Below are 18,096 nucleotides of genomic sequence, written 5' to 3' on the forward strand. Positions count from 1 at the left end.
CCTATTGACCCCGATCGATGCTTGCGTGATGTTCGCGTATCGCTGAGGTTTCCTCGTCCGGAACACTGTCCGACGTCGCGTTCGGGCCTGTGGCGCCACAGCACCGCAAACCCTTGTTGATCATGGAGAACGCCCCCTTTCGAGGCGCCGGAAGAGGGCGTTTCTCCATGATCAACGTCATCGTGTGGCCGGCGGGCGGAGCTGCTGTCGCGAGGTGATGCCCAGCTTGGTGAAGACCTTGCGCAGATGCCACTCGACCGTGTGATGGCTGAGGAACAGCCGGGCGCCGATCTCCGCGTTGGTCAGCCCCGCGCCGGCGAGGTCGGCGATGTGCGCCTCCTGGGCGGTCAGGGAGTCGCTGGCCGGGCCGGTATGCTCGTCGACCACCTCGCCGGTCGCCGCGAGCTCTCGACGGGTGCGCTCGGCGAACGCGCCGGCGCCGGCGGTGGTGAACATGCCGTAGGCGGTCCGCAGCTGAGTGCGGGCGTCCTGGCGGCGTCCTTCGCGGCGCAGCCACTCGCCGTAGAGCAGGTGGGTGCGGGCGAGGTCCATCCGGATTCGGGTGCCGGCGAGCCGCTCGACGGCCTCGCGATAGTGCGCCTCCGCCGCCGCGCCGGTCACCAGCAGCGCCCGCGACCGGGCGAGCGCGCCGAGTGCCCAGCCGGTGTCGCACGCCACCGCCAGCTCGGTCAGCCGGTCGAAGCCGTCAGCCGCCAGCTCCGGCCGTCCGCTGCGCGCCGCCGCCTCGACCAGCTCGGGCAACGCCCAGCCGGCGACGCCGAGCTCGGCCGGATACGCGGTGGCGGTGCGGGCCGAGGCCAGCGCGTCGTCGTACCTGGCGAGACCGTTCATGAGGACGGCGTTGGCGAAGTGGGCGATGACCACCCCGCCGCCCTCGCCGCGGGCCGTGGCATCGTCCAGGGTCGCGCCGATCAGCGCGGTCCCCTCGTCTTCCCGGCCACGCCAGGCCGCCAGTGTGACCGCGCCGTACGGCGCCAGGCCGACCCCCGTCGCGTCGCTGATCGTCCGGATCTCGGCGACCAGCGACGCCGCCGCTGCGTCGTCGCCGGCGAAGAGGCTCAGCGCGACCCGGTGGTTGAGGACGAGCGGGAGCTCGGTGAGGTCGCCCAGTTCGCGAGCGATCCGCACGTGGCGCGCGGTGAGGGCATCCCAGTTCTCGTCGTCCCAGAGGTTGACGGCCAGGGCCGACGCCAGCCACATCCACCGCAGGTCGTCCTGGCCGGCGCCGTCGTCGTCCCGGAAGGCCTGAACGGCCTCCCGCACCGGTGGCACCGCCGCCGGATACCCTTCGGAGAACAGCCTGGCCGCACCGTCCAGCAGCGCGTCACGCTTGCGGCGTGCCGTCGCCGCCGGCGCCGACCGCGCGGCTCGTGCGACCTCCGCCACCCCGAACCGGCCGGCCAGGCGCCCGCCGAACATCGCGGCCGCGATCGCGTCGAGGTAGGTGTCGCGCGCCAGGTCGACGTCGAGCGGTTCGAGGCGCCTGGCGACCTCCAGGAGCAGGCGAGGGGCGTCCTTGCTGTGACCGGAGGCGAACGCGATCTGCGCTCGCAGGAGATCCACATGGGCGCGGTGCAATGGGTCGGCCGGCCCGTCCTCGGCGCTGACGAGCAGCCGCAGCGCTTCCTCGAACGCGCCGGCCCGCAGCGTGACCTGGGCGGCGGCCAGGGCCCGGGTTGCGCGCACGGCCGGGTCGGGGGTCAACTCCGTCGCCCGCTGCAGGAACGCGGCCGCGGCCGCGACACCGCCGCGGCGCTGCGCCCGATCCGCGGACCCGGCCAGTTCGCCGGCCACGTCCTCATCGGGGCCGGCCGCACCGTGGGCGCGGTGCCAGGCGCGCCGGTCCCGGTCGAGATCGACGTCGGTGGCCTCGGCGAGCGCCTGGTGGACGACGCGGCGGTCGGCGGCGGCCGCTGCCCGGTAGGTCGCCGACCGCACGAGCGGATGCCGGAAGCGGACCCGCGCGCCCAGCTCGATCAGGCCGGCCGCCTCGGCGGGTGCGGCCGCGTCGATCGGCACGCCCAGGATCGTCAGGGCGCGCAGCAGGAGCGGGAGGTCGCCCACCGGCTCGGCGGAGGCGGTCAGCAGCAACCGCTGGGTCTGTGGCGGGAGTGCCCGCACCCGGCGGGCGAAGTTCTGCTCGATCTGGTTCGTCAGCGGCCGGGCGTCGGGCCGCTCGAACCCACCGGCCAGCTCGGCCGTGGTCAGGCCGCGCGGCAGCTCGAGCAGCGCGAGCGGGTTGCCCCGGGTCTCGGCCACGATCCGGCGCCGGATGCGCTCGTCCAGCCGGCCGGGGACCACGGCGGCGAGCAGGCTCTCGGCGTCGTGGTCGGCCAGGCCGCCGACCGGGAGCTCCGGGAAGCCGCGCCACTCCGGCCCGTCCACGGGCTCGCGGACGGCGAACACCAGGCCGATGCGGTCGGCGAGCAGCCGCCGGCCGACGAAGGTCAGCGTCTGCGCGGAGGCGTGATCCAGCCACTGTGCATCGTCGACGACACAGAGCAGGGGCTGGCGGTCCGACGCCTCGGTCAGCAGGCCGAGCGTCGCCGCGCCGACCAGGAAGCGGTCCGGCGGACCGCCGGATTCCAGGCCGAAGGCGACGGCCAGCGCGTCGCGCTGCGGGCGGGGCAGGCGATCGCCGAGGTCGAGCATCCGGCCGCACAGCTGATGCAGGCCGGCGAACGGCAGCTCCATCTCCGACTCGACGCCGCTCGCGCGGATGACCCGGCTCCCGCCGGCCTGATCGACCAGGTACTCGAGCAGGGCGGACTTGCCGATTCCGGCCTCGCCACGAACGACCAGCACCTGGCCCTGGCCGGAGTGCACCTCCGCCACCAGCCGGTCCAGGCGGGTGCGCTCCGCACGCCGATCGCGGAACTCCAGCGCCGCGCCACCCATCGTCATGGCAGTCACCTTCCCCCGGGGCTAGGGCAAGTCTGCCTGTCGGCGGCGGCAGCCGGAATCGGCTGTCCAGGGCTCGAAGCGCTTCGCTCGATCAGAAGGTCCGCGGAGGGTCGGCGACGGCCAGCGGCTGCTCGGTCAGCGTCCGGAACGCCAGGGACGGGTGACCCCCCAGCGCGCACGGGGCCGGGCCGGTGTTCGTCGCGCCACGCCGGGCCTGCTGGCGAGCACGTACGCATCCTCGGCGTCCCGTGTTGATCTTGGAGTTGTTCGGCCATTGCGGGCCAAATGTCCGATAGATGGCCGAACAACTCCAAGATCAACACGAGGTGGGCGGTTCTCGACGTCGTGGCGCCTGGCGCCAGGTGGCACCGTGATCAGGAGGGTGTTCACCCCGCTGTAGCAGGGAACTCCCTCGCGATCACGCGCCGGCCCACGGAAACGGCAGAAGAGCCCCATGGTCCGCGGAGGGTCAATGCGGGACGTGCACGCGCACCGCATGCGGCCGCACCGTCCACGTGCGCGCGCCGACCAGTTCGGACAACTCGCCGTCGGCGTTGACCGGCACCGGCCCGCCCGCGACGGTCACCTGGTGGCCGCGCGCCGCCTCGACGTCGTGCCGCTCCGGGTGCCGGCCACGGACCAGCGCGGCGGCGAACGCCAGCCGGGCCCGCCAGCCGGTCGAGAACGACACGACGACGTCGACCCGGCCGTCGTCGGGGCGGGCCGACGGCGTCACCGGGGCGCCGCCGCCGATGGTGACGCCGTTGCCGAGCGCGACCATGAGCGCGCGCCGGTCGCCGCCGGCCAGCACCTCGCCGTCGACGGTGACGCGCAGCTTCCATCCGCGGGCCGCCGCTCCGGCCACCGCGCTGCCCACCGGGTAGGCGAGCCGGCCGAGCCGCGGCTTCAGCGGGACGGCGCGCCGCCCGGCGTCGGCGCCCACGCCCAGGTGCACGGCGTTGACGACGACCCCGCCGGCGTCGTCGGTCAGCACGTCGAGCTCGCGCCCCCGGCCGTCCAGCGCCACCTCGGCGGCGCGCGCCGGGTCCAGCGGCAGCCCGAGCGTGCGGGCGAGGTCGTTGCCGGTGCCGAGCGGGATCAGCCCGAACGCGAACGGCGGCCGGTCCAGCAGGCCGAGGCGCAGCGCTGTGGCGACCACCAGGTGCGCCGACCCGTCGCCGCCCAGGACGACCGGCCGGTGACCGGGGTGTCCTTCGAGCACGCCGGGGAGCGTGTCCGGGTCCAGATCGGCGATCTGGACGTCGCCGCCACCCGCGCGCAGCACGCCGAGCGCCGTCTCGACCGCCTCGCCCCGCACGCTTCCCGCGCGGGTGTTCATGATGACCAGCAGGTTCGGCACCGTCCGATGGTGTCAGGTTGACATGAGAGAACGCTGAGCGATAATCAACCCATCGGTTTATCAACCCGTAGGTTGAATATCGGGAGGCTCGATGGACGACGACGGCCTGAGCCGGGTGTTCGCCGCGCTCGCCGATCCGACCCGGCGGGCCATCCTCGCCCGGCTGGCGGAGGGGCCCGCGCCGGTCACCGAGCTGGGCCGGCCGTTCGACATGACCGCCCAGGCGATCTCCAAGCACCTCAAGGTGCTGGAGCGGGCCGGGCTGGTCAGCCGTGGCCGGCAGGGGCAGTGGCGTCCGTGCCGGCTGGAGGTCGCTCCGCTGGACCGCGCGAGCGGCTGGATCGAGCACCACCGCGCGGCCTGGGAGGACTCACTCGGCCGCCTCGAGCAGGAGATCGTCAGGATTCAGGAAGGACGGGGTCATGCGCACGACTGAGGTGCTCTTCGAGCCGGGCCGCCAGGACATCGTCGTCACCAGGACGTTCGCCGCGCCACCCGACGTGGTGTTCGCGGCGATGACCGACCCGGAGCTCATCCCTCGCTGGTGGGGGTCGCGCCGGTTCGAGACCACGGTCGAGGTGATGGACGTGCGCCGCGGCGGGCTCTGGCGGTTCGTCACCCGGCAGCGTTCGGGCGCCGGGACCCCGTACACCTTCTGGGGCGTCTACCACGATGTCGTCCCGGGGTCGCTGATCGTGTCGACGCTGCAGTTCGAGATGGGCGGACCCGGTCACCTGCAGCTGGTGACCGACTCGTTCGAGGCCACCGGCGACGGCGGCACGCTCTACACGAACGTCTCGCTCTTCCAGTCGGTCGAGGACCGCGACGGCTGGATCCCCACCGACATGGAGTCCGGCATCCGCGACTCACTCGACCTCCTCGACGGCGTGATCGGGGTGACGCGCTGATGGATCTCACGGTGACGCGCACGTACGACGCGCCGCCCGTGCGGGTGTGGGCGGCGCTGACTGAGTCCGACCTCGTCAAGCGCTGGTGGGGCCCCGACGGCTTCACCGCGCCGGTCGCGCGCATGGAGGTGCGTCCCGGCGGCACGTCGCTGGTGGCGATGCGCTCGCCCGAGGGCTTCGAGCTCTACAACACCTGGACCTACGGTCTGGTCGACCCGCCGCGCCGGCTCGAGTACGTCCTGGGCTTCTGCGACGCGTCCGGCCGGCCGGTGCCGCCGTCGTCGCTCGGGCTGCCCGGCGACATCCCGGAGACCGGTGTGCCGCACGAGGTGACGCTGACCCCGTCGGGCGGCGGGACGGAGCTGACAGTCACCGAGCGCGGGTACGGGACGGCGGACACCGTGCGGATGTCGCGCCTCGGGCTGGAGCAGACGCTGGACAAGCTCGCCGCTGTGTTGTGAGGCGGAACCCTTACCCAGCGACAATCCATCGATGAGGCAGGGTGATGACGCGCCACTCGACCTGGGAGTTCTCGGTTCGACGCGCGAGCCGGAGGCGGGCGAGCCGCCGCCGGGATCACCGTCCGGTCCGGCCTGGCCGTGGCGCTGGGTGGTGGTGGCGAGCGGGTGGTCGAGGCCGGAGGGCTGCCCGAGTTCGGAGGCGTCGGCGACGTCTGGCGGCACGCCTGCCGGCCACCCGAGCTGGTGTTCCCCGAGCTCGCCGCTACCGTGACAAGCAGTGACGCCGGGACCCTCACCACCGACATCCGCCTGGCGAATCCCGGGACCGAGTCCCTGGAGGTGATCGCGTTGGAGGCCGAAACTCCCGGCCTGGCCACCGCGGGACCCGAGGTGCCGTTCGAGGTGCCGCCAGGCGAGTCGCTCTCCGTGCCGCTGACCTGGACGGTCACCAACTGCCGGCTGGCGCTGCAGTGGCTCGAACCGCAGCTCCTCTACGCGTACGCCGGCGAGTCGTCGGCGCGCGGACACCACCCCCTGGACAGCGCCGCGCAGGCCGAGCTGGTGCTGCTGGTCGACCGCGTCTGCGGGGGCTCGCCATGACGACACCAGGCGAGCCACTCGACCTCGGCGTGGTGCGCGGCGGTGACGCGGCGCCCGAGCCGCCGCCGGCGGACCGGCGCGAGCGGGCGGCGCTAGCCGCCGGCCGGTGGCGCTGGGTGGCCGTCGCGCTGGCGTTCGTCGTGGGCGCCGTGGTCGGACTGGTCGTCGCCGACGCGCGCGAGGACGCGGCGCGCCAGGGACGGGTCGAGCTGTTCGGCGGTGCGGTGCAGCCGGTCGTCATCGACGGCGGCCGGCCGCGGGGCGAGCTGACCGTCACGCTGCTCAACGCGGGCGACCATCCGGTCGAGATCGTCGGCGTGGAGGTCGAGGGCATGACGCTCGCCGACGGCGCCGAGCCTGGCGATCCCGTGGCGGCCGAGCCCGGCGTCTGGGTGACGTACGTCCAGCGCGGCCTCCAGGTCGACTGTGAGGGCCGGCTCCCAGACGGCCTGCGGGTGCGCGCTCGCACGGAGTCCGGGGAGGAGCGGCAGGTCGAGGTCGAGCCGCCGGACGACTACGAAGGCCTGCGCGGCTTCTGGTATTACGAGTGCCAGGCCCCTCGGTTCGGGCTGCAGGTCCGCGACAGCGCCGTGCTCCGGACCGGCGACGGTGCGGTGGTCCTGGGTCTCGAACTCGGCAACGACGGGCCCGACGACCTCCGCATCGGCACCATCGCGGCCCGGGCGCCGGGCTTCGCCCTGACCACCGAGGCGGCCGACCTGGCCATCCCCGTCGGCGAGACCGTCAGCGTCACGACCACGTGGACGGTGAGCGACTGCGAGCGGGCGTTGAGAGCGTCCGGCGGCTCACTGGCGGTCCGCATCCTCCACGGGGACGCGGAGACTGAGCAGATCATCGTGCTCCCGGAGGCCGGGTTCACCGCGCTGGCCCGGTTGTCCGGCCAGTCCTGTCCAGCGAGAATCCAGGAATGACGATGGGGGACGAGCGCGACGACGGCATTCTCGACCTCGGAGTCGTCGGCCGGGCCGGCGGCGAGGGACCACCGGAGCCGGCCGGGCGGTCTGCCCACCCGTGGCGGCACTGGGCGGTCCCAGCCGCGGCGCTGCTGGTCGGCGGCCTGCTCGGCGCGGTCGTCGCCGACGCCCGGCACGACGCCGCCGAACTGGCCCGCGTCGGCGTGGTCAGCGCCGTGACGAACTGGACGCCGGAGCGCAGCGACGCCGGCACCAGCGTCGAGGTCCAGCTGATGAACATCGGTGCACGGGCGGTCGAGATCGTCGGGCTCGAGGCCGACGGGTTCGCCATCGACCCCGGCGCGGGCTCGCCCGACGCGATCCTGGCGCCGGTGGGCGAGTGGGTCACAGTGCGGCAGGACGGGCTGGTCGCCGACTGCGCGGCAGCGGCGCCGACCCACGTGCGCGTGCGCATCCGCGACGACGGCGGCGATGAACGCACCGTCACGGCTGACCAGCAGGCCGACTACGGCGGCCTGGACATGCTGTGGAGCTCCGAGTGCGAGTTCGGCGCCGGCTACGTCCAGTTCGCCGGGCCGGTGACGGCGCGGTCCGACGGCGCCAGCCTCACGGTGACGCTCCCCATGCTCAACCACTCCGGCCGGCCGGCCCGGGTGACCAGCATGGTGCCCATGGTGCCCGGCATGAGCGCCGTCCCGCCGGAGCTGCCGATCGAGCTGGACGGCAACAGCACTGTGCAGGTCGCGGTGACGTGGACGGTCGAGGACTGCGCGGAGGCGACCACGATGAGTGGCTACGACGGACAGATCGAGTACTCCGTGACGTCCGGGACCACGCAGCTGCCGGAGCGGTTCCCGCTGGACGCCCCCACCATGGTCGAGCTGGTCCGGCTGGCGGGCCACGTCTGTGGCTGAGTGGGCGCGGCCGTACGTCGCCGGGCGTAGCCGGCGGATCAGCGCCTGAGCGGACGAGCGCGACCCGGCGCCGCGGCCATGGTGAGCGGCATGAGCATCGACCACGCCCCGTACCTGTCCACCCTGAGCCGCCGCGGCCTGGTCGGGCTGGCGGCGGTCGCGGCCGGCACGACGCTGCTGCCGGGCCCGCGCGCGACGGCGGCCGGCGTCGCCGTCCGCACGGGGGATCCGTTCGTCGAGTGGCTCGACCGGCACGCCACCCCGGTCCGGACGAGCCCGCGCGGCCCGCTCGACGACCTCACGCCGCTGCGCCGGACGGTGCGCGACGCGGCCGTCGTCGGGCTCGGCGAGTCCGCCCACGGCACCCACACCCAGTTCGCGCTGAAGCACCGCGTCGCCCGCTACCTCGTCGAGGAGCTGGGATTCCGCACGATCGCCTGGGAGGAGAGCTGGGGTAGCGGCGTCGTCCTCGACCGCTACGTCCGTGGCGACGGCACCGACGCCCGCACCGCCGTCGGCCAGGCGCCGTTCAGGCTGCGCAGCCAGGCGATGCTCGACCTCGTCCGGTGGATGCGCGAGTTCAACCGCGGCCGGCCCGACTGGGACCTGGTCCGTTTCCTCGGCGCCGACGTGCTCGAGCTGCGGGCGCTGCAGTACGACGAGATCGAGCGGTTCGCCGCCGCCGTCGTGCCGGACCGGCTGCCGCGGGTCCGCGAGCTGCTGGGGGCGCTGGCCCTGCGCGGGACGCCGCAGGAGCACCTCGTCTGGTACAAGTACCGGCTCACCGAGGACGAGCGGCAACCGCTCGTCGCCGCCGCCCGCGAACTGCATGAGATGGTCCGCGACGCCGCGGCGAGCCGGGCCGCCCGCAGGCGCCGGGCCGCCGTCGATCCCGATGACGCCGTGCTGCACGCGTTCGCGCTGCTCGGGTTCTACGAGTCCGGATCCGCCGCCGGCGTGCGGGACGACCTGCGCGATCGGTACGTCGCCGGCGTCGTCACGGCCTGGCACGAGCGGACCGGGCACCGGATCGTCTACAGCGCCGCCAACGCGCACGTCGCCGCCGCCGAACGGATGGTGATCGAGTTCCCGCCGGACCCGCCGGCGCGGCGGCGGCTGGCCGGCGGCCTGCTCCGAGCGGGGTTCGGCGCCGGCTACGTCGCCGTCGGGACCGTCTTCGACCACGGCGACGTGCTGACCGGCTGGGAGGTCGACGGCGGGCCGCGCGTGTACACCGTCCCGCCGTCGAGCCCGTCGTTCGCCGACGCGCTGCTCGGCCGGGCACGCCTCGGCGACTACCTGATAGACCTGCGGCGCGGCGGGCCCGCGGAGGTGCGGGAGCGGCTGGACGGGCCTGCGTCGCTGCGGATCATGAGCTCCGCGTACGACTCTGCCCGCGACGAGCACTACGCCCAGCACCTGCCGTCGTGGCGGGCCGGCTTCGACGCGCTGCTGCACGTCCGCACCGTCACCGCGACGCAGCTCGTCCAGGCCGCCGGCGGGAGATCGCGACGCCGACGAGGCTGAGGGCGCCGCCGACCAGTCCGAACGCCGTCGGGATCTCACTGAGCAGCGCCCACGACATCAGCACGGACACCGTCGGGACGACGTAGGTGGTGGCGCTGAGCCGGCCGGCGTCCATCCGCTTGAGCGCATACGCCCACGTCGTGAAGCCGATCGCCGTCGGGAACAGGCCCAGATAGACCGCGGCCAGCACGGCGCCCGGCGAGGCGTCCGACAGCTCCGACACCAGGGCCGGGGTCCACGGCAGCAGCACCGCGGTGCCGACCAGGCAGGCCAGCCAGGTGGTCGTCAGCCCGTCGGTGACGCGCAGCACGACCTTCTGATCAGCGCGCCGGCCGTGTAAAGCACCGCCGCCAGCAGGCAGAGCGCGACGCCGAGCCAGTCGCGGTCGCCGGTGGAGCCCAGCGAGATGACCGCGACGCCCCCGAGCGCGACCAGCGAGCCGGCGATCAGCGCCCTCGGGAACCCCTCGCCGAGGAACAGCCCGGCGCCGAACGCGATGAGCAGCGGCGCCACGTTGACCAGCAGCGCCGCGGTGCCGGCGTCGACATGCTGCTCGCCGGCGTTGAGGGCGACCGTGTAGCCGGCCAGCCAGAGCACCCCGCAGGCCGCGATCAGCCCGAGGGTGCGCCGCGACAGACGCACCGGGACCACGCGGCGGCCGCGGGTCGCGACCACCAGCACGGTCAGTGCCAGGGACGCGACGGCCAGCCGGATCAGCGCGAGCGGCGCGGCGGACAGCGTGTGGCCGACGTCGCGGATCGCGACGAACGCGGAGGACCAGAGCACGACGGTGACGGCGGCGGCGACGGCGGCCTTGCGGCTCTCGGTGAGACGGGGCGCGGTGGCGGCGGGAGCCGGGAGGGTCTGCGTCACCCTGTCATGATGCGGTGGTGGATTCGACAGCACAAGCACGTATTACTGTCCATTCATTAAGTGTTCCTTTACGATGAACCCATGCTGGACGTGCCCCGCCTCCGCCTGCTCCGCGCCGTCGTCGCCACCGGCTCCGTCCGGGCCGCCGCCGAGGCGCTCGGCTACACCCCGTCCGCCGTCAGCCAGCAGCTTGCCGCGTTGCAGCGCGAGACCGGGCTGCGGTTGCTGGACCGAGCCGGCCGCGGCATCGAGCCGACCACCGCCGGCCGCACTCTCGCGGCCGAGTCCGAGCCGCTGTTCGAGGCGCTGACCCGGCTCGAGGGGCTGGTCGGCGACCTGCGGGCCGGCCGGGTCGGCAGCCTGTCGATCGGCTACTTCGCCTCCGCGGGCGCGGCCTGGCTGCCGCCCGTCGTCGCCGCGCTGCAGGCCGAGTTCCCGGAGCTGCGACTGGACCTGCGGATGACCGAGGTGAAGCTGCCCGACAGCTATGAGCCCGACGTCGACATCTTCGTCGAGCGGCCGGAGTGGACGCCGCCGGCCGGTTCCGACGTGCGGCATCTGGTCGACGACCCGTACCTCGCGGTCGTGCGCGCCGACGACCCGCTGGCCGCACGGGGCGAGGTGCCGCTCGCGGAGCTGGCCGGGCGGCGCTGGATCGACAACGACCTCAACGACGGCGCATGCCGCCGCGTGCTGCTGCGGGCCTGCGCCGAGGCCGGCTTCTCACCGGAGTTCGCCGTCGAGACGCACGACTACCACACGGCGATCCCGTTCGTCGCGACCGGCATCGGGCTCACCGTCGTCCCAGAGCTGGGCATCCGCGACCTCCCGCCGGGCGTGACGACGCTGCGCATCGTCGCGCCGGCGCCGGTGCGGCGCATCCACGTCGCCGTCCGTAAGTCCGCCGCCCAGCACCCGGCAGCACTGCGCGCCGCCGACCTCCTGGGTGAGGTGGTCGGCGGCGCGGCGCGCGGCTGAACGTCGGCCGTCAGGGCCGGAGGCCGGCGAAGAACGCCCGCAGGTCGTCGACCAGCACGTCCGGCCGCTCGAGCATGGCGTAGTGCCCGCCCTCGGGAAACTCGCTGTAGTGGACGATGTTGCTGTTGTCGCGGTCGGCGAACGCGCGGATGGTGCGGAAGTCGTCGGCGAACACGGCGACGCCGGTCGGCGCGTGGTTCACCGCGGGGGCGGCGCCGGAATGGGCCTCCTCGAAGTGGTACCGCCCGGCCGTCGCCGACGTGTTGGTGAACCAGTACAGCGACACCTCGGTGAGGATCTGGTCGCGGGTGACCAGGCTGGTCCCGTTGCCGAACGAGTTGAACAGCTCGTTCCAGGCCAGCTGCCCGACGGGGGAATCCGAAAGCCCGGCGGCGACGGTCTGCGGCCGGCTGCCGTTGATCGCGTTGTAGCCGCCGACGGACTGGAACCACTCGAGGTGCTGCAGTCCGGCGTGGTCGGCCGGCGACAGCTTCTCGAACTCGGCCGGGTCGCCGGACGGGAACGAGAACAGCTGCAGCACGTGCAGCCCCAGGAATCCGGGCGGGTTCAGTAGGCCGAGCTCGCGCGAGATCATCGCGCCGCCGTCGCTGCCGTGGGTGCCGTAGCTCTCGTAGCCCAGCCGGCGCATCAGCGTGTCGTACGTGCGGGCGACCCGGGCCATCGTCCAGCCGCGGTCCTCGACCGGCGTGCTGAAGCCGAAGCCGGGCATCGACGGCACGACGACCGAGAACGCGTCCTCGGCCTTGCCGCCGTGCGCGACGGGATCCGTCAGCGGGCCGATCATGTCGAGGAAGTCGGCGAACGAGCCGGGGTAGGAGTGGAGCAGAAGCAGCGGCGTCGCGCCCGGCTCGGCCGACGGCATGTGGATGAAGTGGATCGTCTGGCCGTCGATCTCGGTCAGATAGTGCGGGAAGGCGTTCATCCGCGCCTCCTGGGCGCGCCAGTCGAACCCGTCGCGCCAGTAGTCGACGGTCTCGCGCAGGTAGTGGTTCGGGACGCCGTAGTCCCAGTCGTCGCCGGGGACGGGCCGCGGCAGCCGGGTGCGGGACAGGCGGTCGTGGAGGTCGTCGAGGTCGGCCTGGCTGATCTCGACGCGGAACGGGCGGATCGGTGCGGTGGAGTTCGTCATGACCGCTACGCTAGAAGGCCAATAGGCACGGTACGTTCCTAATGAGACGGCAGAGTTCGGAGACATGAGAGAAACCTCGGCCCGGATGCTCGCGCTGCTCTCGCTGATGCAGTCGCGGCCCGCCTGGACCGGCGCTGAGCTGGCCGAACGGCTCGGCGTCAGCCCGCGGACCATCCGCAACGACGTCGACCGGCTGCGCGAGCTGGGCTACCCGGTCGACGCCGCCCGCGGTGCCGCCGGGCACTATCGGCTCGGTGCCGGCGCCCGGCTGCCACCGTTGCTGCTGGACGACGAGGAGGCGGTCGCGGTCGCGATCGGGCTGCGGGCCGGCAGCGGCGTCGCCGGCATCGAGGACAGCAGCGCGCGGGCGCGGGCAAAGCTCGAGCAGGTGCTGCCGCACCGGCTGCGCCGCCAGGTCGCCGCGATCCACGACGCGATGTCGCGCGGGCCCGAGAACACCAGCAGCAACGTCGACGACCCGGTGGTCGACGCCGCGGTGCTCACCGCGTTGGCGGCCGCGATCCGCGACCACGAGCAGGTGCGGTTCGACTACCCGGGCCGGCCGGACGGCCCGCCGCTCGCCGTCGAGCCGTACCGGCTGGTCAGCTGGCAGCGGCACTGGTACCTGGTCGGCCGCGAGCCGGCGTCGGGGGAGTGGCACCCGTACCGCGTCGACTGGCTGTCGCTGCGCATGCGGACCGGCCTGCGATTCGCGCCGATGCCGCTCCCGGGCGAGGACTACACCGCGTTCGTGCTGCGCGAGGTCGCATCGACGGGCTGGTCGGTGCACGCGCGGATCACGGTGCTCGCGCCGGCGGCCGAGGTGCTGGCGCGCATCAACCCGACGGTCGGCGTGGTCGAGTCGGTGGACGAATCTACGTCGGTGCTGGTGACGGGCGCCGACAGCCTGGAGATCATCGCCGTCTACATCGGGATGCTCGGGCTGGACTTCCGGGTGACGGAGCCGCCCGAACTGGTCGAGCACCTCCGAGTGCTCGGCGAGCGGTACCGCCGGGCCATCCGGCCGTAGTCCGTGCTTCCTGTGGGGGATTCCTCGGGCGGTTCGTGACACCCCGTGAGAGGCTGTGCACGGCCGAACGAGCGACCCCCGGGAGGACCGGCAGTGCCCAGACGAGTGGTGCGGCTGCGCGACGAGGTGTTGTCCGCCGACGGCGAGGCGCTGCGGGCGGGCGTCGCGGCGATCCAGGCCGAACTCGAGGTCACGCCGGACTTCCCGCCGGAGGTCGAACAGGCGGCGCAGGAGGCCGCCAAGAACCCGCGCCTCCCGGCTCTCGACCGCACCGACCTGCCGCTGGTCACCATCGACCCGGCGACGGCCATGGACCTCGACCAGGCCCTTCACATCGAACGCGGCCAGAGCAACGGCTTCACCGTCTTCTACGCCATCGCCGACGTCGGCGCGTTCGTGAGCCCCGGCGACGCCGTCGACGAGGAGGCGCACAAGCGCGGCGAGACGCTCTACGGCGCCGACTCGAAGGTGCCGCTCTACCCGAAGGCGCTGTCCGAGGACGCGGCCTCGCTGCTGGCCGACCAGGTGCGCCCGGCGCTCCTGTGGACCATCGAGCTCGACGGCGATGGCGACACGCTGGCGGCCCGCGTCGAGCGGGCGCTGGTGCGCAGCCGCGCCAAGCTGGCCTACGCGCAGGTGCAGGAGCAGCTCGACGCCGGCACGGCCGACCCAGTCTTCACCCTCCTCAGAGAAGTCGGCGAGCGACGACTCCGCAGGGAGGCGGAGCGCGGAGGCGTTTCGCTGCCGCTGCCGGAGCAGGAGGTTCGCATCGAGGGCGAGCACTGGTCGCTGGAGTTCCGGCAGCAGCACCCGGTCGAGCAGTGGAACGCGCAGATCTCGCTGCTGACCGGCATGACGGCGGCCAAGCTCATGGTCGGCGCGAAGACCGGCCTACTCCGCACGCTCGCCCCGGCCGACCCGCGCGACGTCAAGCGGCTGCGGCGGACGGCGAAGGCGCTGCGCATCGAGTGGCCGGAGAACCAGAGCTACCCCGACTTCGTCCGCTCGCTCGACCCCGCCACCTCCAGCCACGCCGCCATGCTGGTCGCGTGCACCCGGCTGCTGCGCGGCTCCGGCTACGTCGGGTTCGCCGGCGAGCTGCCCGAGCACACCGGCCACTCGGCCATCGGCGCCGACTACGCGCACGTGACGGCGCCGCTGCGGCGGCTGGTCGACCGGTACGCGGCGGAGATCTGCGTCGCGCTCAGCGCGGGCGACGAGGTCCCGGGCTGGGTGGTCGACCGGCTCGGCGAGCTGCCGAAGACCATGCAGGCGTCCACCCGGCGGGCCAACCGGTACGAGCGCGCGGTGCTCGACCTCGTCGAGGCGGCGGTCCTGCACCCGCACGTCGGCGAGAGCTTCGACGGCGTCGTCGTCGACCTGGACGACCGCGACGCACGGAAGGGCGACGTCACGATCCGCGAGCCCGCCGTCGAGGCGCTGATCAGCGACGACCGCGAGCTGCCGCTGGGCACGGACGTCCGGGCCCGGCTGGCCGCCGCCGACCCGCGGACCAGGACGATCCGGTTCGAACTGGCCTGACCGGGTAAACGACCGGACACATCACCGTCCGGAAGGGAATCCCGACCATGCCTGTCGTCGGCTGGCACGCGTCGCACGAGCAGATCGCGCCGAGCAGGCTGCTGGCCGACGTCCGGCACGCGGAGCAGGCCGGCTTCCAGGCCGTGTGGTCGTCGGACCACTTCGCGCCGTGGAGCTCGCGGCAGGGCGAATCAGGGTTCTCCTTCGCCTGGCTCGGCGCGGCGATGGCGACGACGGCGCTGCCGTTCGGCGTCGTCTGCGCGCCCGGCCAGCGCTACCACCCGGCCGTCGCCGCGCAGGCCATCGCGACGCTCGCGGAGATGTTCCCCGGCCGGTTCTCCGTCGCGCTGGGCAGCGGGGAGCACCTGAACGAGCACATCACCGGCGACCCCTGGCCGGACAAGGACACCCGCAACGCTCGCCTGCGCGAGTGCGCCGGCGTCATCCGGGCCCTGCTCGACGGCGACGAGGTCACCCACCACGGGCTGGTGACGGTGGACCGCGCCCGGCTCTGGACCCTTCCTGAGACCCCGCCGCCGCTGTACGCGACCGCCGTCACCCCGCGGACGGCCGGCTGGGCCGCCGCGTGGGCCGACGGCCTGGTCACCGTCGGCCAGCCCGTGAACACGCTGCGGAACGTCGTCGAGGCCTTCACCGGCAGTGGCGGCGACGGCAAGCCGCTCGCCGTCCAGATCCACGTCAGCTGGGCGCCCGACGAAGCAGAAGCCCTGCGCATCGCCCACGAGCAGTGGCGGACGAACGTGTTCGCGCCGCCGTTGTGCTGGGACCTGGCGACGACGGAGCAGTTCGACGAGGCCGCGAAGCACGTCCGCCCCGACGACGTCCGGCAGAACGTCCTCGTCTTCGCCGACCTCGGCCGCTTCGCCGACTACCTGCACACGCTCGCCGACCTGGGCTTCGGGACCGTCTACGTCCACCACGTCGGCCAGGAGCAGCGGGGGTTCATCGACGCGTTCGGCGAGCACGTGCTGCCGGCCCTGACGGCGGTGCGCGCATGAGCCGGCGCCGCCGGAGCGCCGGCGACCTCTGGTGGAAGAACGCCGTCATCTACTGCCTGGACGTGCAGACCTTCCTGGACTCCGACGGCGATGGCTGCGGCGACCTCGGCGGGCTGACGGAGCGGATCGACTACCTCGAGGGTCTCGGCGTGACCTGCCTGTGGCTGATGCCGTTCTACCCGTCGCCGGAGCGCGACGACGGGTACGACATCGTCGACTTCTATGGCGTCGACGAGCGGCTCGGCACGCTGGGCACATTCGTCGAGATGGTGCGGACGGCGCAGGACCGCGGCATCCGGGTCATCGTCGACCTCGTCGTCAACCACACGTCGCACAACCACCCGTGGTTCCGGTCCGCGCGCAAGGGCCGCGACGCGCCGTTCCACGACTTCTACGTGTGGCGGGACGAGAAGCCCGACGACAAGCCGAAGGACGTCGTGTTCCCCGGCGAGGAGCGGTCCACCTGGGCGTGGGACGACCAGGCCGGACAGTGGTACTACCACCGCTTCTACACCGAGCAGCCGGACCTGAACACCGCCAACCCCGCCGTCCGCGACGAGATCGCGCTCGTCGCCGGGTTCTGGCTCGCGCTCGGGCTGGCCGGGTTCCGAGTCGACGCCGTCCCGTTCCTCATCGAGGAGTCCGACCGCGCGGCGGCCGCCAGCCAGGAGCCGCACGAGCTGATGCGCGACCTGCGCGCCTACCTGACCCGCCGCCGCGGCGACGCCGTCCTGCTGGGCGAGGTCAACCTGCCGCCGGACCAGGCGGTCGAATACTTCGGCGAGACCGCCGACGAGCTCACGATGGAGTTCGCCTTCACCGTCAACCAGGCGATGTACCTCGCGCTGGTCCGCGAGGACGCCGGGCCCCTGGTGAAGGCGCTGCGCTCGCTGCCGGAGATCCCGCGCGAGTGCCAGTGGGTCAACTTCGTCCGCAGCCACGACGAGCTCACCCTGGACCAGCTGAGCGAGGACGAGCGCGGCGAGGTCTTCGCCGCCCTCGGCCCGGAGCCGGACGTGCAGCTCTACGGACGGGGCATCAGGCGGCGGCTGCCGAGCATGCTCGACGGCGACGAGCGGCGGGTCCGGATGGTGTACTCGCTGATGTTCTCGCTGCCCGGCACGCCGGCGCTGTTCTACGGCGAGGAGATCGGCATGACCGAGAACCTCGACATCGCGGGCCGGCTGAGCGTGCGCTCGCCGATGCAGTGGTCGGGGGAGCGGCATGCCGGCTTCTCCCCGGCGCCTGAGGGCGCCCGGCTCTGCCGCCCGATACCGGACGGAGCCAAGGTCACCGTCGAGAGCCAGCGCCGCGACCCCGACTCGCTGCTCAACTGGATGGAGCGGCTGATCCGGCGGCGCAAGGAGTGCCCGGAGCTCGGCTGGGGCCGGCTGGAGCTTCTCGAGTCGGCGGGTCCGGTGCTGGCGCACCGCAGCGACTGGCAGGGCCGCACCGTCGTCGCGGTGCACAACCTCTCCGGCCGGCCGGCGCAGGTGCGGCTCCCGCGCGACGACGGCTGGGAGCGGCTCACCGACCTGCTGGGCACCGACGACCATGCGCCGGGCGACGAGCTCGAGCTGGAACCGTACGGCCACCGCTGGTTCCGCCCCGGCTGACACGTCCGGGGCGCCGCGCGCGACGGCGTCCACAGTCTGTCGCGTTGACGCCGGCTGTCATGCGACAGCTGTCGGATGACATTGCACTGGGCCACCACTAGCGTCCGAGCATTCCCGCCCTTCGAGGAAGGACCGCTCATGGCCCTGCGCGGACACCGGACCAGAGCCGGCGCGGCACTCGCCGCCGCCGGCGCCTGTACCGCCGCCCTGCTCACCGCCCACGGCGCCGCCGCCGGCGCCGTGGGCGGTGAGCAGGGC

The 18,096-nt window shown here is 73.4% G+C and carries 17 protein-coding genes; 12 read left to right on the forward strand and 5 right to left on the reverse strand.

Translation table 11 applies throughout. The annotated features are described in order from the left end of the window. Positions 1 to 177: 177 nt before the first annotated feature. Both E1262_RS26875 and E1262_RS26880 read right to left on the reverse strand, forming a co-directional pair. Positions 178 to 2,925 carry an ATP-binding protein gene (locus E1262_RS26875; protein ID WP_238993068.1) on the reverse strand — a complete coding sequence of 916 codons (2,748 nt, stop codon included), beginning with the start codon at positions 2,923 to 2,925 and terminating at the stop codon, positions 178 to 180. A 469-nt stretch (positions 2,926 to 3,394) separates the two neighbouring features. After that, positions 3,395 to 4,285 carry a diacylglycerol/lipid kinase family protein gene (locus tag E1262_RS26880; protein ID WP_203454504.1) on the reverse strand — a complete coding sequence of 297 codons (891 nt, stop codon included), beginning with the start codon at positions 4,283 to 4,285 and terminating at the stop codon, positions 3,395 to 3,397. A 91-nt stretch (positions 4,286 to 4,376) separates the two neighbouring features. On the opposite strand from E1262_RS26880, the gene E1262_RS26885 reads away from it, so the two are divergent. The 7 genes from E1262_RS26885 to E1262_RS26920 all read left to right on the forward strand — a co-directional run bounded on the left by E1262_RS26885 (position 4,377) and on the right by E1262_RS26920 (position 9,630). After that, on the forward strand, positions 4,377 to 4,721 hold the full coding sequence (locus E1262_RS26885) for an ArsR/SmtB family transcription factor (RefSeq protein ID WP_132107428.1): 345 nt from the start codon (positions 4,377 to 4,379) through the stop codon (positions 4,719 to 4,721). Continuing rightward, positions 4,708 to 5,193 carry an SRPBCC domain-containing protein gene (locus E1262_RS26890; protein WP_132107429.1) on the forward strand — a complete coding sequence of 162 codons (486 nt, stop codon included), beginning with the start codon at positions 4,708 to 4,710 and terminating at the stop codon, positions 5,191 to 5,193. Before E1262_RS26885 ends, E1262_RS26890 begins: the two co-directional genes overlap by 14 nt. Before the next feature lie 11 nt (positions 5,194 to 5,204). Continuing rightward, a complete protein-coding gene (locus E1262_RS26895) occupies positions 5,205 to 5,654 on the forward strand; it encodes an SRPBCC family protein (protein ID WP_162606102.1) in 450 nt (149 codons plus the stop codon). A gap of 138 nt (positions 5,655 to 5,792) precedes the next feature. Beyond that, positions 5,793 to 6,254 carry a hypothetical protein gene (locus E1262_RS26905; protein WP_162606103.1) on the forward strand — a complete coding sequence of 154 codons (462 nt, stop codon included), beginning with the start codon at positions 5,793 to 5,795 and terminating at the stop codon, positions 6,252 to 6,254. Then, entirely contained in the window at positions 6,251 to 7,186 is a 936-nt protein-coding gene (locus E1262_RS26910) for a hypothetical protein (RefSeq protein ID WP_132107433.1), read from the forward strand. Before E1262_RS26905 ends, E1262_RS26910 begins: the two co-directional genes overlap by 4 nt. Beyond that, the gene (locus E1262_RS26915) at positions 7,183 to 8,103 is read left to right on the forward strand and encodes a hypothetical protein (RefSeq protein WP_132107434.1); all 921 of its coding nucleotides are present in this window, start codon (positions 7,183 to 7,185) and stop codon (positions 8,101 to 8,103) included. The genes E1262_RS26910 and E1262_RS26915 overlap by 4 nt, the downstream gene beginning before the upstream one ends. Before the next feature lie 90 nt (positions 8,104 to 8,193). Next, on the forward strand, positions 8,194 to 9,630 hold the full coding sequence (locus tag E1262_RS26920; RefSeq protein ID WP_162606104.1) for an erythromycin esterase family protein: 1,437 nt from the start codon (positions 8,194 to 8,196) through the stop codon (positions 9,628 to 9,630). Here the strand turns inward: E1262_RS26920 and E1262_RS31090 are convergent. Beyond that, positions 9,572 to 9,940 carry a DMT family transporter gene (locus E1262_RS31090; protein WP_203454507.1) on the reverse strand — a complete coding sequence of 123 codons (369 nt, stop codon included), beginning with the start codon at positions 9,938 to 9,940 and terminating at the stop codon, positions 9,572 to 9,574. The two genes, E1262_RS26920 and E1262_RS31090, sit on opposite strands and share 59 nt — an antisense overlap. Continuing rightward, complete coding sequence (locus tag E1262_RS31095; RefSeq protein WP_203454509.1) at positions 9,916 to 10,503, reverse strand: DMT family transporter; 588 nt, start codon at positions 10,501 to 10,503, stop codon at positions 9,916 to 9,918. Before E1262_RS31095 ends, E1262_RS31090 begins: the two co-directional genes overlap by 25 nt. 81 nt (positions 10,504 to 10,584) lie before the next feature. Here E1262_RS31095 and E1262_RS26930 point away from each other — a divergent pair, with 81 nt between their 5' ends. Further along, positions 10,585 to 11,481: a LysR family transcriptional regulator gene (locus tag E1262_RS26930; protein ID WP_132107436.1), complete on the forward strand. Its 897-nt coding sequence runs from the start codon at positions 10,585 to 10,587 to the stop codon at positions 11,479 to 11,481. Positions 11,482 to 11,491: 10 nt separating this feature from the next. On the opposite strand, the gene E1262_RS26935 is transcribed toward E1262_RS26930, so the two are convergent. Further along, positions 11,492 to 12,631: an epoxide hydrolase family protein gene (locus tag E1262_RS26935; protein ID WP_132107437.1), complete on the reverse strand. Its 1,140-nt coding sequence runs from the start codon at positions 12,629 to 12,631 to the stop codon at positions 11,492 to 11,494. 64 nt (positions 12,632 to 12,695) lie between these two features. Here E1262_RS26935 and E1262_RS26940 point away from each other — a divergent pair, with 64 nt between their 5' ends. From E1262_RS26940 to E1262_RS26955, 4 genes are all read left to right on the forward strand, one after another. Continuing rightward, positions 12,696 to 13,661, forward strand: coding sequence for a helix-turn-helix transcriptional regulator (locus E1262_RS26940; protein ID WP_132107438.1), 966 nt, complete (start codon positions 12,696 to 12,698; stop codon positions 13,659 to 13,661). Positions 13,662 to 13,754: 93 nt separating this feature from the next. Beyond that, positions 13,755 to 15,203, forward strand: a complete 1,449-nt coding sequence (locus E1262_RS26945; protein WP_203454511.1) for an RNB domain-containing ribonuclease — start codon at positions 13,755 to 13,757, stop codon at positions 15,201 to 15,203. A 47-nt stretch (positions 15,204 to 15,250) separates the two neighbouring features. Further along, a complete protein-coding gene (locus E1262_RS26950) occupies positions 15,251 to 16,222 on the forward strand; it encodes a TIGR03885 family FMN-dependent LLM class oxidoreductase (RefSeq protein ID WP_132107439.1) in 972 nt (323 codons plus the stop codon). After that, a complete protein-coding gene (locus E1262_RS26955) occupies positions 16,219 to 17,838 on the forward strand; it encodes an alpha-amylase family protein (RefSeq protein WP_132107440.1) in 1,620 nt (539 codons plus the stop codon). Before E1262_RS26950 ends, E1262_RS26955 begins: the two co-directional genes overlap by 4 nt. Positions 17,839 to 18,096 lie beyond the last annotated feature (258 nt).

It is taken from the genome of Jiangella aurantiaca, assembly GCF_004349105.1.
GTDB classification, from domain to species: domain Bacteria; phylum Actinomycetota; class Actinomycetes; order Jiangellales; family Jiangellaceae; genus Jiangella; species Jiangella aurantiaca.

Bases quoted from the DNA above. Each gene is read 5' to 3' on its own strand.
- E1262_RS26875 (WP_238993068.1), bottom strand. From the start codon at position 2,925: ATGACGATGGGTGGCGCGGCGCTGGAGTTCCGCGATCGGCGTGCGGAG.
- E1262_RS26885 (WP_132107428.1), top strand. From the start codon at position 4,377: ATGGACGACGACGGCCTGAGCCGGGTGTTCGCCGCGCTCGCCGATCCG.
- E1262_RS26890 (WP_132107429.1), top strand. From the start codon at position 4,708: ATGCGCACGACTGAGGTGCTCTTCGAGCCGGGCCGCCAGGACATCGTC.
- E1262_RS26910 (WP_132107433.1), top strand. From the start codon at position 6,251: ATGACGACACCAGGCGAGCCACTCGACCTCGGCGTGGTGCGCGGCGGT.
- E1262_RS26915 (WP_132107434.1), top strand. From the start codon at position 7,183: ATGACGATGGGGGACGAGCGCGACGACGGCATTCTCGACCTCGGAGTC.
- E1262_RS26920 (WP_162606104.1), top strand. From the start codon at position 8,194: ATGAGCATCGACCACGCCCCGTACCTGTCCACCCTGAGCCGCCGCGGC.
- E1262_RS26930 (WP_132107436.1), top strand. From the start codon at position 10,585: ATGCTGGACGTGCCCCGCCTCCGCCTGCTCCGCGCCGTCGTCGCCACC.
- E1262_RS26935 (WP_132107437.1), bottom strand. From the start codon at position 12,631: ATGACGAACTCCACCGCACCGATCCGCCCGTTCCGCGTCGAGATCAGC.
- E1262_RS26940 (WP_132107438.1), top strand. From the start codon at position 12,696: ATGAGAGAAACCTCGGCCCGGATGCTCGCGCTGCTCTCGCTGATGCAG.
- E1262_RS26950 (WP_132107439.1), top strand. From the start codon at position 15,251: ATGCCTGTCGTCGGCTGGCACGCGTCGCACGAGCAGATCGCGCCGAGC.
- E1262_RS26955 (WP_132107440.1), top strand. From the start codon at position 16,219: ATGAGCCGGCGCCGCCGGAGCGCCGGCGACCTCTGGTGGAAGAACGCC.